The organism is Methylobacterium sp. SyP6R (assembly GCF_019216885.1).
Taxonomy (GTDB): domain Bacteria; phylum Pseudomonadota; class Alphaproteobacteria; order Rhizobiales; family Beijerinckiaceae; genus Methylobacterium.
The window spans coordinates 3920090-3935000 of record NZ_JAAQRC020000001.1; the positions used below are offsets into that span (position 1 = coordinate 3920090).

8 protein-coding genes, 2 tRNA genes and 2 rRNA genes (1 of these 12 only partly in view) are annotated in these 14911 nt (G+C 67.5%); 6 read left to right on the forward strand and 6 right to left on the reverse strand.

Going from position 1 to position 14911, the window contains the following annotated elements:
• Positions 1-151 precede the first annotated feature (151 nt).
• From HBB12_RS18065 to HBB12_RS18090, 6 genes are all read right to left on the reverse strand, one after another.
• Entirely contained in the window at positions 152-2143 is a 1992-nt protein-coding gene (locus HBB12_RS18065; RefSeq protein WP_236990613.1) for a methyl-accepting chemotaxis protein, read from the reverse strand.
• Between the two features lie 90 nt (positions 2144-2233).
• Positions 2234-4330 (reverse strand): HAMP domain-containing methyl-accepting chemotaxis protein, encoded by a 2097-nt coding sequence (locus HBB12_RS18070; RefSeq protein WP_236990614.1) that lies wholly within the window; start codon positions 4328-4330, stop codon positions 2234-2236.
• An 84-nt stretch (positions 4331-4414) separates the two neighbouring features.
• A complete protein-coding gene (locus tag HBB12_RS18075) occupies positions 4415-6646 on the reverse strand; it encodes a HAMP domain-containing methyl-accepting chemotaxis protein (protein ID WP_236990616.1) in 2232 nt (743 codons plus the stop codon).
• A 25-nt stretch (positions 6647-6671) separates the two neighbouring features.
• Complete coding sequence (locus HBB12_RS18080; RefSeq protein WP_442919290.1) at positions 6672-7163, reverse strand: chemotaxis protein CheW; 492 nt, start codon at positions 7161-7163, stop codon at positions 6672-6674.
• Positions 7163-9202 (reverse strand): chemotaxis protein CheA, encoded by a 2040-nt coding sequence (locus tag HBB12_RS18085; RefSeq protein WP_236990617.1) that lies wholly within the window; start codon positions 9200-9202, stop codon positions 7163-7165. Before HBB12_RS18085 ends, HBB12_RS18080 begins: the two co-directional genes overlap by 1 nt.
• Before the next feature lie 396 nt (positions 9203-9598).
• Positions 9599-10819 carry a methyl-accepting chemotaxis protein gene (locus HBB12_RS18090; protein WP_236990618.1) on the reverse strand — a complete coding sequence of 407 codons (1221 nt, stop codon included), beginning with the start codon at positions 10817-10819 and terminating at the stop codon, positions 9599-9601.
• 218 nt (positions 10820-11037) lie between these two features.
• Between HBB12_RS18090 and HBB12_RS18095 the strand changes: the two genes are divergently transcribed.
• From HBB12_RS18095 to HBB12_RS18120, 6 genes are all read left to right on the forward strand, one after another.
• Complete coding sequence (locus HBB12_RS18095; protein WP_236990619.1) at positions 11038-11325, forward strand: STAS domain-containing protein; 288 nt, start codon at positions 11038-11040, stop codon at positions 11323-11325.
• 52 nt (positions 11326-11377) lie between these two features.
• Entirely contained in the window at positions 11378-11743 is a 366-nt protein-coding gene (locus HBB12_RS18100; RefSeq protein ID WP_236990620.1) for a response regulator, read from the forward strand.
• Between the two features lie 514 nt (positions 11744-12257).
• A 16S ribosomal RNA gene (locus tag HBB12_RS18105) occupies positions 12258-13741 on the forward strand.
• Between the two features lie 151 nt (positions 13742-13892).
• Positions 13893-13969 (forward strand) — tRNA-Ile (locus tag HBB12_RS18110).
• Between the two features lie 40 nt (positions 13970-14009).
• Positions 14010-14085, forward strand: a tRNA-Ala gene (locus tag HBB12_RS18115).
• Positions 14086-14355: 270 nt separating this feature from the next.
• Positions 14356-14911, forward strand: a 23S ribosomal RNA gene (locus HBB12_RS18120) (it continues 2261 nt past the right edge of the window).
• The 16S and 23S rRNA genes sit together here with 2 tRNA genes alongside, the layout of an rRNA operon.

Sequence of the window (14911 nt, forward strand, 5' to 3'; positions counted from 1 at the left end):
CACCTCACGAAGCTCCCGACGGCCGTGCCTCAGGCCCCCGTGACGGGGGAGGGCGGACGTTCGGGAGCTTGGTGAGAGGCACGGGACTTACGATCGCGGGAGCCTCGTGGGCGGGGCTTGCCGGCGCCCCGCCCGCAAGCCCCCGTCCCGGTCAGGGGAGACGGGTGAAGTCGGCGTCGTGCTCGTCGCCCTCACTCATGTCGAAGGCAAAGCCGCCCCCGCCCATGGCCTTCCGGGCCGGGCGGGCGGGCGCACCCGGCTTGGACGGAGCCTTGGCGGGCATCTTCCCCGACATCTTGGCCGGCGCCTTCGGCGATCGCACGACGGCCGAGGGGGCCGCCATCCGGTGTGCCGCGGCCCGCAACTGCGACACCGCCCCGTCGACCGGCCGCCCATGGACCGCCGGGGCCGCGTCCTCGCCGATCCGGAAATAGGCGATCGTCTCCTGCAGCGTCTCGGCCTGCGCCGCCAGCTCCTCGGAGGTCGCCGAGACCTGCTCGGAGGCGGACGCGTTCTGCTGCGTCACCTTGTCGAGCTGCTGGATCGCCTGGTTGATCTGGCCCGACCCGACATCCTGCTCGCGGCAGGCCGCCGAAATCTCCTCCACCAACGCCGCCGTCTTCTTGATGTCCGGCACCAGCCGCCCCAGCATGTCGCCGGCCTGTTGCGCCGCCTTGACCGTGTCGATCGACAGCGTGCCGATCTCGGCCGCCGCCGCCTGGCTGCGCTCGGCGAGCTTCCTCACCTCGCTCGCCACCACGGCAAAGCCCCGTCCGTGCTCGCCGGCTCTCGCCGCCTCGACGGCGGCGTTCAGCGCCAGCAGGTCGGTCTGGCGGGCGATTTCCTGCACGATGGTGATCTTCTGGGCGATGGTCTGCATCGCCTCGACGGCGCGACCCACCGCGACGCCGCTGGCCTCGGCATCGCGCGCCGATTGGCGGGCGATGGCCTCGGTCTGGCCGGCATTCTCGGCGTTCTGCTTCACGTTGGCGGCCATCTCCTCCATCGAGGCGGAGGCCTCTTCGGTGGAGGCGGCCTGCTCGGTCGAGCCCTGGGAGAGCTGCTCGGCCGAGGCCGACAGTTCCTGGCTGCCGGCGGCGACCCGGCTCGCGGCATCCGCGACGCTGACGGCGAAGGCCGTCAGGCTGTCGACCAGCGTATTGACCGCGTCCTTCATGCGCTGGTGATCGCCTTCGCAGGCGATGTCGACGCGCTGTGTCAGGTCGCCCGCGCTGACGAGGCTCAGCACGCGGTTGCCCTCCATGATCGGCAGGATGATCGCATCGAGCATCCCGTTGATGCCGAGCACGACCTTGGCGAAATCCCCGACATGCCGGGTGGCGTTGCCGCGTTCGCCGAGCCTTCCGGCGGTGGATGCGGCGGTCAGGTTCTGGATCTCGGCGATGATCGAGCGGAGATTGGTCCTGAGCGCCTCGATCGTATCGTTGATGAAGGCCTTCTTGCCGGGGAACTGTTCGAGGGGAGCGTCGAAGTCGCCTTCGCCGAATGCCTTGACGCAGGCCATCGCCTTCTTCTTCACGGCGATGTGGCCGGCCACCATCTCGTTGATGCCCTGGGCCATCACGGCGAAGTCGCCGCTGAACCGATCGGCCGACACGAACACGTCGATGTCGCCCTTGTCGTGCTCGGCCGACATGCGGTTCATTTCCGCGATCAGCCGCTTGAGGTTGCCCCGCAGCGTCTCGATCGTGTCGTTGATGAAGGCCTTCTTGCCGGGGAATTGGTCGAGAGGGGCGTCGAAGTCGCCTTCGCCCAGCGCCCTGACGCAGGCCATGGCCTTCTTCTTCACGGCGATGTGGCCGGCCACCATCCCGTTGATCTTCTGCGCCATCACGGCGACGTCACCGTTGAACCGGTCGACCGGCAGGGTGACGTCGATGTCGCCCGTCTCGTGCTCCGACGACATGCGGCCGATGCTCTCGCCGAGCGAGATCGCCGGACGCGTCGCGTTTTCGAGCAGCCGGTTGACGGCGGCCAGGACGTCCCTGGCACGTCCGGTCGCCACGTCCGGATTGGCCCGGGCAGACAGGTTGCCGTCTGCGATCGCCTGACTCAGCCGATTGATTTCCTCCACGGCGACCCGCGTTCTCGAGGATTTCTTGATTCCCACGAAGAGAGACATGGCACTCTTTCACAGAATGGGTTCAGATTGGCGAGAGAGCTTCGGAAGCCGGCGAGCCGATGGCAACTCGCCGGCCGATGATCGTTACCGTTAGGCGCGCTTGAAGTCCTGGTCGCGAATGTCCTCGGCCCCGGTCATGTCGAAGGCGAAGCCGTTCGCGCCGGCCGTGGGCCGGGCCGCCGGGCGAGATGCGGGCCCGCGCTTGGCCGCCATACGGGGCGACTTGACCACCGCCGAGGGGGCCGCCATCCGCGCCGCGGTGGCCCGCAACTGCGACACCGCCCCGTCGACCGGCCGCGCATGGGCCGCCGGGGCCGCGTCCTCGCCGATCCGGAAATAGGCGATCGTGGCCTGCAAGGTCTCGGCCTGCGCCGCCAGCTCCTCGGAGGTCGCCGAGACCTGCTCGGAGGCGGACGCGTTCTGCTGCGTCACCTTGTCGAGCTGCTGGATCGCCTGGTTGATCTGGCCCGAGCCGACATCCTGCTCGCGGCAGGCCGCCGAGATCTCCTCGACCAACGCCGCCGTCTTCTTGATGTCCGGCACCAGCCGCCCCAGCATGTCGCCGGCCTGTTGCGCCGCCTTGACCGTGTCGATCGACAGCGTGCCGATCTCGGCCGCCGCCGCCTGGCTGCGCTCGGCGAGCTTCCTCACCTCGCTCGCCACCACGGCAAAGCCCCGTCCGTGCTCGCCGGCTCTCGCCGCCTCGACGGCGGCGTTCAGCGCCAGCAGGTCGGTCTGGCGGGCGATTTCCTGCACGATGGTGATCTTCTGGGCGATGGTCTGCATCGCCTCGACGGCGCGACCCACCGCGACGCCGCTGGCCTCGGCATCGCGCGCCGATTGGCGGGCGATGGCCTCGGTCTGGCCGGCATTCTCGGCGTTCTGCTTCACGTTGGCGGCCATCTCCTCCATCGAGGCGGAGGCTTCCTCGGTGGAGGCGGCCTGCTCGGTCGAGCCCTGGGAGAGCTGCTCGGCCGAGGCCGACAGTTCCTGGCTCCCCGCCGAGACGTTGCTCGCCGCCGACACCACCTGTCCGACGACCTCGCGCAGCTTCAGGTTCATCGCCTGGATCGCCCGCAGCAGGTCCGTCACCTCGTCGCGTCCCGTCGGGACCACGTCCTTGGTCAGGTCGCCGGCCGCGACGTTCTGGGCGGCGGAGACCGCCTTGGACAGGCCGCGGGAGATCGAGAGCGCCAGCCACAACGCCATGGCGAGGCCGAGGAGCACTGCGCCGATCACGACACCGACCAGGATCGTGCGGGTCGTCTCGTAGGCCGATTGCGTATCGCGCACGAAGCCGTTGGCCACGCTCTCCTCGTAGCCGCGCAGCTTGCCCACCTCTTCGAGGACCGCCCGGCGGGCATCCGTGAACGGACCGACGTAGAAGCGCAGGGCCTTGGCGTCGGTATTGCCGAGCCCGAAGGCGAAGACCTTCTCGGCCGAGGGTTCCCAGGCCTTCACGGCGGCGGAGAGGGCGCCGACGGCCTCGGCGTAGCCCGCAGTCCGTCCGGCCTCGCCGAGCTTGGCGAGGTCGCGCCACAGGGCCTTCTGGGTGTCGCCGAACTCTCCGGCGATCTTGGCGAGCAGGGCGTCGTCGGTGATCACGATCTCGCGGTAGATCTCGCCGCGCAGGCGGAACATCTTGGCTTCGACGGCGCCGATCAGGGTGCGGTCCTCGGCCGAGAGGTCGGGCCGCGCCTTGATGTCGTCGAGGCGCCCCATCACCGCGGTATACGCCGCGAGCTGCTCGCCGGTCGCGATGGTGTTGGCGGTGTTGTTGCCGTTCTGGACCGCGAATTCCATGCCCTTGGTCACGGCGTCGGTCAGCTTGGCCCAGTTATCGCGCAAGGGCTGGACCCGGGCGCGCTCCTCCACCGGCACGAGGTCGGTGTAGTCCCTCAGAATGCCCTGGAGCTTGGCGTCGTTCGCCTTGAAATCGGCGAACAGCTTCTCGCGGGCGGGGGTCGTCGGCTCGAGCATCGAGCGGGCGAACATGCGGGCGGCATCGAAGGACATCGCCTCGATGCGCAGCACCCGCTGGACCTGGGAGAACGGCCGGGCCGCGAAGGCCTGCATCCGGTCGTTGGACTGGCTCAGGCTCGATACCGCCAGGGTGCCGGCGCCCCCGAGGAGGAGGAGGATCGCCCCGAAGGCGATCCCGAGCTTCGCTTTGATCGTGAACCGCATCGGTGTGCGCTCTTTTCGCGAGTCTATCGGAGTTGAGGAAATCCACGCGAGCGTCGATCTCGCGCGGGATCGGGGATGTCCGCGTCAGGCGACGCGGGTGAAGTCGGCGTCGCGCTCGTCGCCCTCGCCCAGGTTGCCTTGGCTCATGTCGAAGGCGAAGCCGCCCCCGCCGGCCGTGGGCCGGGCCGCCGGGCGAGCTGCGGGCCCGCGCTTGGCCGCCATACGGGGCGACTTGACCGCCGCCGAGGAGGCCGCCATCCGCGCCGCGGTGGCCCGCAACTGCGACACCGCCCCGTCGACCGGCCGCGCATGGGCCGCCGGGGCCGCATCCTCGCCGATCCGGAAATAGGCGATCGTGGCCTGCAAGGTCTCGGCCTGCGCCGCCAGCTCCTCGGAGGTCGCCGAGACCTGCTCGGAGGCGGATGCGTTCTGCTGCGTCACCTTGTCGAGCTGCTGGATCGCCTGGTTGATCTGGCCCGACCCGACATCCTGCTCCCGGCACGCCGCCGAGATTTCCTCGACCAAAGCCGCCGTCTTCTTGATGTCCGGAACCAGCCGGCCCAGCATGTCGCCGGCCGCTTGCGCCGCCTTGACCGTGTCGATCGACAGCGTGCCGATCTCGGCCGCCGCCGCCTGGCTACGCTCGGCGAGCTTCCGCACCTCGCTCGCCACCACGGCAAAGCCGCGCCCGTGCTCGCCGGCTCTCGCCGCCTCGACGGCGGCGTTCAGCGCCAGCAGGTCGGTCTGGCGGGCGATTTCCTGCACGATGGTGATCTTCTGGGCGATGGTCTGCATCGCCTCGACGGCGCGACCCACCGCGACGCCGCTGGCCTCGGCATCGCGCGCCGATTGGCGGGCGATGGCCTCGGTCTGGCCGGCATTCTCGGCGTTCTGCTTCACGTTGGCGGCCATCTCCTCCATCGAGGCGGAGGCTTCCTCGGTGGAGGCGGCCTGCTCGGTCGAGCCCTGGGAGAGCTGCTCGGCCGAGGCCGACAGTTCCTGGCTCCCCGCCGAGACGTTGCTCGCCGCCGCGGAGGCGTCCGCCACGACGGCGCGCAGGCGCGCCAGCATGGTCTGGAGGGCGAGACCCATCCGGTCCTTGTCGGACAGGGGCTTTGCCTCGACGGTCAGGTCGCCGCCGGCGATCGCGTCGGCGAGGCCGGCGGTCGCGTTCAGGTTGGCGGTCATGCGGTTCATGGCAATGACCAGGTCGCCGATCTCGTCGCGGGAGGTCACCGTGACCGTCTGGCTGAGATCGCCCATCGATACCGCGTCGGCGAGCGACACCGCGCGGCTCAGGCCACGGGAAATCGTGACGGCGAGCCAGGTCGCGATGGCGAGGCCGAGGAGCAGCGCACCCGCCAGCACGGCGAGCAGCATCGTCTGGCCCTCGCTCGATTCCGCCTTGGCCCGCGCCACCGCATCGGTCATGCGCTTGCCCTGGAATTCGACCAGGGCGTCGAAGGCGCGGATCGCGGTCGTGCTCGACACGGCGTACTCGCCTGAGGCGAGGTCCGCGGCCCGGACGCTCGCCCCGGTCTCGACGGTCGCGAGCGCCTTCTGGAACGAGGCGGTCCAGGCGTTGTACTTCTGCCGGATCGCCTCGACGGGCAAGCCACGCGCGGCACCCACGCGCAGCAGGTCGTCCATGGCGCGCGAGACCTCGTCGCGCACCTGCTTGGTGGCGGTCACGCGCTGCTCCAACGCCTCGAGGCTCGTGGCGCCGGTCGCCGACTGCATCTGGCCCCAGGCCCGCTCCATGCGGATCTGGAAGGCCGCCGCGGCGCGCACGAGTTCGTCGCCGCCCGCCTCGCCCGACCGGCCGTTGACGAACGCGTCCAGTTCGGCGCGCAAGGCGGCCGTGGCGGGACGCCCGGTCGTGTTGATCTCCGACCATGTCCGGGCATTCGAGTTGAGCCGGGTGAGCTCCACCACCTTGGTGCCCAGCGCCCGCTGCTTGTCGTACTTGTCGGACAGGTCCTCGAAGAGCCGCTTGCCCTCCTCGGAGTTGATGTAGGTCTTCGCCTTCGCCAGGGCGGCGAGGGCATCGGCCCGGTTGTCCGCCGCGCGCTTGCTGAAATCGGCCATCTGGGCGTCGTCCGCACTGATGACGGCCGCGCGCGTGTTCGAGATCCCGCGGATGGCGTTGGCCTTCGCGTCGAGCACGTGCGTCTGGACTTCGGAGCGGCTGACGACGAACTTCATCGCATCGTCGGCCGCCGTCAGCTTCTGGTACCCGACCCCGCCGGCGACGCCGGCCAGGACCAGGACCACGGCGAAGCCGCCGGCGAGTTTCGCCTTGATCGTGAAACGCATGAAATGACTCCGGACTAACTCTGACTTAGTTCAGGATGCGCTCGACGTCGGGCAGGATGACGAAATCGCTCCCGCACTTGACGATCGACTTGATGTATTCCGGCCGCCACGAGGTGCCGACCTTCGGGATCGGTTGCGCGGTGCCGGTCTCGACCTCGGTCACCTCGAAGACCTTGTCGGCGACGAGGGCCAGGATGACGGGATCACCCGCGATCTCGACCTCGATCACCACGAAGCGGGTATCCGCCGTCGCCGCTTCCGGCTTCATGCCGAAGCGCTCGCGGATGTCGGCGAGCGGCACGACGTTGCCGCGCACGTTCACGACCCGGTCGAGATGCGAGCGCGCCCCGGCCACCCGGGTCGTCGGGATCGGGTCGATGATCTCCCGCACCATGCCGGCATCGAGCGCGAAGGTCTCGGAGCCGATGCGCACCTTCACCACCTGCAAGTTGGCCGCCTGCAAATTCACCGCCTGCAAGCCGGCCGTCGGCCGGATTTCGTCCATTGTGCCGGTCATCACGCTACGTCCTGGTATTCGCGCGGCATCTCCGCGTGCCCGCCCGACACGAGCCGCGCGACGTCGATGATGAGGGCGGCGGTGCCGTCGCCGAGGATCGTGGCGCCCGAGAAGGTCGCCACGTCGGCGTGGAGCTTCGAGAGCGACTTGATCACCGTCTGGTGGTTGCCGATGATCTGGTCGACGAGCAGCCCGACCCGGGTCTCGCCGACCGAGACGATGATCACCTTCTGGTACGGGTCGGGCTCGCCCTCAGCCCCGAACATCGACCGCAGCCGCAGGAACGGCACCAGCGTGCCGCGGATGTCGAGGAAGTCGCGGCCCCGGCTCGCCCGGTCGCCCATCGGCAGCTCGACGCATTCCTCGACCGCGGCGAGCGGCACGACGTAGCGGCCCTCGCCGACCCGGATCAGCAGGCCCTCGATGATCGCGAGGGTCAGCGGCAGCCGCAAGGAGACCGTGGTGCCGGCGCCCGGCTCGGTCGTGATGTCGATCGTGCCGCGCAACGACTCGATGGTCTTCTTGACCACGTCCATGCCGACGCCGCGGCCCGACAGGGCCGAGATCGTGGCGGCGGTCGAGAAGCCGGGGGCGAACAGGAACTGGTAGACCTGCTGGTCGCTCAACGCCACGCCGGGGGCGACGAGCCCCTTCTCCTCGGCCTTGGCGCGGATGCGGGCGGCGTCGAGCCCGGCGCCGTCGTCGCGCACGCTGATCCGCACCTGGGCCCCGGCATGCTCGGCCGACAGGGTGATGCGGCCGGTGGCGCCCTTGGGGCTGCCGGCGCGCCGGGCCGGGTCCTCGATGCCGTGGTCGATGGCGTTGCGGATCAGGTGGACCAGCGGATCGGCCAGGCGCTCGATCACCGTCTTGTCGAGCTCGGTGTCCTCGCCCTCGGTCACGAAATCGACCGGCTTGCCGAGATCCCGCGACAGGTCGTGGACGAGGCGCCGGAAGCGGCCGAACAACGCCCCGATCGGCACCATGCGGATGCTCATCGTGGTGTCGCGCAGGCGCGCCGAGAGGCGCTCGATCTCCTCGGCGACGGTCTTGATCCCGGAATCGGCGTGCAGGCCGGCAAGCTGGCTCAGCCGCGCCTGGGCGATGACGAGCTCGCCGACCCGGTCCATCAGCTCGTCGAGGCGGCCCGCCTCGACCCGCACCGTGCTGGTGGCGCGCTCTTCGCGCGCCCGCGCGCCGGCTCGCGGCTCGGGAGCCGGCGGGGGAGGGGAGGCGGGCCGCCCGGCCGGGAGTGCCGCCGGGATCGTGGGGGGCGTCGGCATCGGATCCGCCGCGACGGGGTCCGCAGGGATCGGTGCCGGCACCTCGGCCTCTCCGCCGAGCGGCGTCACCGTGAGGGTCATCTCGTCCTGGACGAACAGAAAGACGTCCTCGATCGCCTCGCGGGTCACGCCGGCCGGCAGCGTGACCTCCCAGCCGATCGACAGCGCTTCCGGATCGAGCGCGGCGAGGTCCGGCACGGTGTCGAGCCGCGGCACGATCGCGGAGGCGCCGAGGTCGCGCAGGTCGTCGAGGAGGGCGAGCGGGTTGGTGCCGTTGCGCAGGACGTCCGGCGCGAAGGCGATCGCGACGCGCCAGCCGGCCCCGTCGGCGACCGGCGCAGCCTCGGGGAGAGGAGCCGGCGCGGCCTCGGTCCGGCCGGTCGCGCGCCCGACGAGTCCGCCGAGCTCGTCGAGGATGGCCTGGCCGAAGACCGGCTCGGCCCCCTCGGGGTCCTCGATCAGGAGGCGGATATAGTCCTTGGCCGACAGGGCGACGTTCACGAGATCGACGCTCGCCGGTACGCGGCCCTGGCGCACGAGGTCGAACGCGGTCTCGAAATCGTGGGTGAACGCCGCCACACGCTCGAAGCCGAACATCGCCCCCGAGCCCTTGATGGTGTGGAGCGCGCGGAACGCCGTGTCGATCAGCGTCCTGTCCTGCGGCTTCTCGCCGAGATCGAGCAAGGTCGTCTCGAGGCAGGCCAGAAGCTCGTCGGCCTCCATGCGGAACACGTCGACCGGGTTGAGGGTAGTCATGTCTGCATCGACCCTTGGATCGCGCGGTAATCGCGAAGACGAATGCGCCACGCCGCCTCGCCCGGCCCGTCGATCACGCTCCGTTCGACGGCCGCGATGGTTGCGGGCGACGGGGTTCGCGACATCGGAGCTGAATCCTGGGAAATGCGGCCTTTCGCAGTAACCAAGAGTTGCCCAGTGGAGGCTAATTTTCAGTTAGCAATGACGAAATTGCTTCTACGTCACGGAAGCGGGTTCCCGCGAATGGAATAAATCGAATGAATCTTGGTAAATGAAAAAAGACCGCAGTGCGGTCTCGAAGGTATCGGGGCCTGCCGCGATGGGGACGGCACCGGCGTGATGGACCGATGACGGCGCAAGCGACGCCCCGTCATCCGACAAGCGGCAGAGCGTCGGTCAGAACAGGTCGATGCCGTCGAATTCGTCCACGGCCGTCGCCCCGGCCGAGGGCGCTGCGGCCTCGACAACCGGTGCGTGACCCGTTTCCCGACCCGTCTCCTGGTCCAGGATCTGGCGCCGCAGGCGGTCCCGGACCTGGCCGAGGGTGCAGGAGGCGATCATTGCCTCGGCCCAGGCCTGATCGGGCGCGACGCCTGAGGGGTCGATTCCTTGCGCCGCCGTCGCCTCGGCCATGCGGCCGAGTTCGAGGGCAAGCCCTTGGAGCACCGTCTGGCTGTTCTGGAGGCGCTGCTTCGTCAGGTCCTGGAACTGCAACGCCACGATGGCGCCCGACACGTCGGTGGTGATGGACTGCGTCGTCTCGGCGGTCTGCTGCAGGATGCCGGCGAAGCGCGAGTTCTGGGCGACGAGGGTCTGCATCACGGTGTGGACCCGCGCCTCGGCGCTGCGGCTCTCGTCCGAGACGTCGACCGTCGCGATGTCCTGCAACAGGCCGTGGCTGTCGCGTAAACCCGTGGCGATGGAGCCGATCTGGTCCTTGATCGTGCCCGAGAGCGTATTGATCGATTGCGCCAGCAGGCGGACCTCGTCGGCCACCACCGCGAAGGCGCGGCCGGCCTCGCCCGCCCGCGCCGCCTCGATCTTGGCGTTGAGGGCGAGGAGGTTGGTCTGGCGGTTGATCGCCTCGATCCGCGCGACGCTGCCCTCGACCGCGTCGATCTCGGAGAGCACCGTGTCGAGGGCACGGGCCGTCGCGCCGCCCTGGCGGGAGAGCCCGCCCACCTTGTCCATCAGCGCGGCAAGGGTCTCCCCGAGCCCGGAGGCGACGTCCGCGAGGAGGACCGAGTGCCCGTCGATCTCGACCGACTGGATCGAGGCCCCGAGTCCCTGCACGATCTCGGCCTGCTCGCGGGTCGACGCCGCGATGTTCTCGAAGCGGCGGGTCAGGCCCTGGACGCTCTCCTCCACGTGCGTGGAGGAGCGGTCGAGCTCGCCGACCAGCGCTTCCAGCGCCCGCCGCTGCAGGGTGGTGAGGCCGAGCCAGGATTGCAGCAGGTCGATGGCGGCGGACGTGTCGGGAGAGGCAGAGGTCTCGGGATCAGACGATGCGGCCGGTTCGGCGCGTGGGGCGGCCGCCGCGGCCGGGACGAGGGCCGACGCGGCGTTGCGGGGCCGCAGCCACCGTGAACGGGAGCGCTCCCACGTCACCTGTGCCACCTCGGAAATCATCGTCCTGGCTCCATGGGACCGGGCATGGGCTCCGCGCTCGCGACGTCGAGCCTCGGGTCGTCGCGACGGTACGGGCGCCATGATTGCGGAAGCGTTAGCGTTGTAGCTTGGACCGGACGAATCGATTCAAGAAAGTTTTACGCGGAGCCCGCTTAATCTTGCGGCGAGGCGCGGCTCGGACGCCTCCTCGGGACAACGGCGCCGTCATGTCAGACACCGTGTGCATCAGAATGTCGGGCGATTGCACCTTGAGGGCAATTCGCTCCCTTCACGGCGAGATCGCCGCTGCCCTCGCATCGACCAATGATCTGGTCCTCGATTGCGCCGATATCGAGCGGGCCGATATCGCCTTCGTGCAGCTCGTCGTCTCGGCGGCCGGCACCGCGGAGCGGCAAGCCAAGCGCCTCACCCTCGTCGACATGCCCGACATCGTACAGGGCGCCTTCGGGCGGGCCGGCCTGGCCACGCAGCCCCCCTTCGCCCGCGCCGCCTGAGCGACGTCGCATCGCCGATCTTCCCCGACACCCTTTTCGGAGTTCCTTCCCCATGGCCAACGTTCTCGCCGTCGACGATTCCGCCAGCATCCGGCAGATGATCAAGGTGGTCCTCGGACCGGCCGGGCACACCGTCATCGAGGCCGGGGACGGCGCCGAGGGCATCGCCAAGGCCAAGTCCAACGCGCTCAACCTCGTCATCACCGACCTCAACATGCCGGTGATGAACGGCCTGGACATGATCAAGAACCTCCGGACGATGCCTGCCCTGACCGGTGTGCCGATCCTGTTCCTGAGCACGGAATCGGATGACGGCATCAAGCAGCAGGCCAAAGCCGCCGGCGCGACGGGCTGGATCACCAAGCCGTTCAAGCCCGAGCAGCTGCTCGCCGTGGTGTCCAAGCTGACCCGCGCCTGAACCCACCCGCGGCTCTGCCGGATCGCCGGGAGAGGAGCTCAGGTCCCACCCTTGCTCGCCGCGACAAGCGTGGGCCGCAGCGTTGCCCGTGCCGCCTTCGTCACGGCGACCGCCGCCGAGCGGATTCCCATACGACCTGGAGCGGCTCACGATGGTTCCGGGACGCGATTGACAGGCGAGCCGGCTACCCTTAGACAGCCGCTCACCGACGGGGCGCCGACGAACTGGCCGCCGCGAAGGACTTCCCCAGAGACGGTGAAGCAAGGGCCAGGGAAACCCGGCTCGGCTTTCTGTTCTCCGGGGTACGAGGTCTGGCTCCCGGCCCGACCCGCTCTTTGACAAGTACATACGAGAAAGAGAAGCGTGGACGGCGTCGTCCCTGCGGGCCGGTTCCTTCGGAGCCGGTCGTGAGTAGGATGATGCTGATCTGACGTTTCGGTGCTCACACGATTGGTGGAAACGCCGGTCGGTCGTGAGCCTCCGTTACTATTGTGATCAGCTTTGATCAGCTCTTCAACTTGAGAGTTTGATCCTGGCTCAGAGCGAACGCTGGCGGCAGGCTTAACACATGCAAGTCGAGCGGGCCCTTCGGGGTCAGCGGCAGACGGGTGAGTAACGCGTGGGAACGTGCCCTTCGGTTCGGAATAACTCAGGGAAACTTGAGCTAATACCGGATACGCCCTTTTGGGGAAAGGCTTGACTGCCGAAGGATCGGCCCGCGTCTGATTAGCTTGTTGGTGAGGTTACGGCTCACCAAGGCGACGATCAGTAGCTGGTCTGAGAGGATGATCAGCCACACTGGGACTGAGACACGGCCCAGACTCCTACGGGAGGCAGCAGTGGGGAATATTGGACAATGGGGGCAACCCTGATCCAGCCATGCCGCGTGAGTGATGACGGCCTTAGGGTTGTAAAGCTCTTTTCTCCGGGACGATAATGACGGTACCGGAGGAATAAGCCCCGGCTAACTTCGTGCCAGCAGCCGCGGTAATACGAAGGGGGCTAGCGTTGCTCGGAATCACTGGGCGTAAAGGGCGCGTAGGCGGCTGATTTAGTCGAGGGTGAAAGCCCGTGGCTCAACCACGGAATGGCCTTCGATACTGGTTGGCTTGAGACCGGAAGAGGACAGCGGAACTGCGAGTGTAGAGGTGAAATTCGTAGATATTCGCAAGAACACCAGTGGCGAAGGCGGCTGTCTGGTCCGGTTCTGACGCTGAGGCGCGAAAGCGTGGGGAGCAAACAGGATTAGATACCCTGGTAGTCCACGCTGTAAACGATGAATGCTAGCCGTTGGTCTGCATGCAGGTCAGTGGCGCCGCTAACGCATTAAGCATTCCGCCTGGGGAGTACGGTCGCAAGATTAAAACTCAAAGGAATTGACGGGGGCCCGCACAAGCGGTGGAGCATGTGGTTTAATTCGACGCAACGCGCAGAACCTTACCATCCCTTGACATGGCATGCGATGTGGAGAGATCCACAGTCCTCTTCGGAGGCGTGCACACAGGTGCTGCATGGCTGTCGTCAGCTCGTGTCGTGAGATGTTGGGTTAAGTCCCGCAACGAGCGCAACCCACGTCCCTAGTTGCCATCATTCGGTTGGGCACTCTGGGGAGACTGCCGGTGATAAGCCGCGAGGAAGGTGTGGATGACGTCAAGTCCTCATGGCCCTTACGGGATGGGCTACACACGTGCTACAATGGCGGTGACAATGGGCAGCGAAGGGGCGACCTGGAGCGAATCCCCAAAAGCCGTCTCAGTTCGGATTGCACTCTGCAACTCGGGTGCATGAAGGCGGAATCGCTAGTAATCGTGGATCAGCACGCCACGGTGAATACGTTCCCGGGCCTTGTACACACCGCCCGTCACACCATGGGAGTTGGTCTTACCCGACGGCGCTGCGCCAACCGCAAGGGGGCAGGCGACCACGGTAGGGTCAGCGACTGGGGTGAAGTCGTAACAAGGTAGCCGTAGGGGAACCTGCGGCTGGATCACCTCCTTTCTAAGGATGCTGTTTGTCAGGACGATCGGGTGACCGGTCCTCTCCTCGTACGGCGTCGTTGGATCAAGAACCCAGTCAGGGTTCATTTGGCGGGACGCGCCGTCTTCGTTTCTCTTTCTCATCATCCGGACACGCTGGCGGAGCCAGCGACGGGCCTGTAGCTCAGGTGGTTAGAGCGCACCCCTGATAAGGGTGAGGTCGGACGTTCGAGTCGTCCCAGGCCCACCATGGTCAGACGGTGATCTCGCCGCTGGAGCACATCCCACTCGGGGCTGTAGCTCAGTTGGGAGAGCGCGTGCTTTGCAAGCATGAGGTCGTCGGTTCGATCCCGTCCAGCTCCACCACCCTCCCCTGCCATCGGGCAGTGAGGTCGAGGGTCGTCCGGATCAAAGAGCTTCGCACCATCGACGCATCAGCGGGTGGCTGCGGATATCTGACATCGTGAAGAGGGAATGTGCCCAGGCCGTTGCGAAAGCGGCGGACCTGGGTGCGTTCGGCAAGCATAAGGCAGCGGGTTCGAAAGAACCTGCTGCCGGTCTTTATCGTGACCGTGGATGGTGGTGTGCCAAGCCTGCAAAGGCTTTCGCTTACCGCCGGACACCGATCATGAGAGCGATCAAGTGCCTTAAGAGCATCTGGTGGATGCCTTGGCGCTGAGAGGCGATGAAGGACGTGGTACGCTGCGATAAGCCTTGGGGAGCTGCGAACGAGCTTTGATCCGAGGATCTCCGAATGGGGAAACCCACCTTCAGCCACCGTATCGTAGGCTCAGGAGCGATCCTGGGTCTGCGCTACGATGGTTCGAGAAGGTATCAAATCCTGAATCCATAGGGGTTTGAAGCGAACCCGGGGAACTGAAACATCTCAGTACCCGGAGGAAAGGACATCAACGAGACTCCGTCAGTAGTGGCGAGCGAACGCGGACCAGGCCAGCGCCTGGCATGACGCTTACCGGAACGGCCTGGAATGGCCGGCGTGATGGGTGACAGCCCCGTACGGGACAAGCCAATGCCAGGACACGAGTAAGGCGGGACACGTGAAATCCTGTCTGAAGATGGGGGGACCACCCTCCAAGCCTAAGTACTCCTCAGCGACCGATAGCGAACCAGTACCGTGAGGGAAAGGTGAAAAGCACCCCGACGAGGGGAGTGAAACAGTTCCTGAAACCGG